At 49.4% G+C, this 414-nt stretch carries 1 protein-coding gene; it reads left to right on the top strand.

All coding sequences use genetic code 11. The features are described from left to right. A partial coding sequence (locus tag CIK04_RS22460; protein WP_128824649.1) for a chorismate lyase occupies positions 1-348 on the top strand: 348 nt, incomplete at its 5' end. Between the last annotated feature and the right edge of the window lie 66 nt (positions 349-414).

Below are 414 nucleotides of genomic sequence, written 5' to 3'. Positions count from 1 at the left end.
CAATTAACAATGCAAGAGMCTCAGGGATTATCCCCTGAGATTTGCTTGATCCGAGAGGTGGTGCTATCCGGTGATCAAACACCGTGGGTGCTGGGAAGAACGTTGATCCCTGAAACCACCTTAGCTGATCAGCCCTACGACTTAGCCACGCTGGGTGATATTCCTTTGGGGCTCACCGTGTTTAGTGCAGAGCAAGTTGAACGTGATGCATTGCAAGTGGCTTGGATTGAAACGCCGCAAGGGCGTTTACTCGCCAGACGTTCTCGTTTATGGATGAACCACAAACCGATGTTAGTGGCAGAACTGTTTTTACCTGATGCACCGATTTACTCCAGGGAGAGTGTGTAAATGTCAGTAGAAAAGGCCAAGGCGTATTGGCAACTGATGAGGATGGACCGACCAATTGGCACGTTA

The organism is Vibrio sp. 03_296, from assembly GCF_002265885.1.
This window is presented reverse-complemented; position numbering and strand designations above follow the sequence as displayed.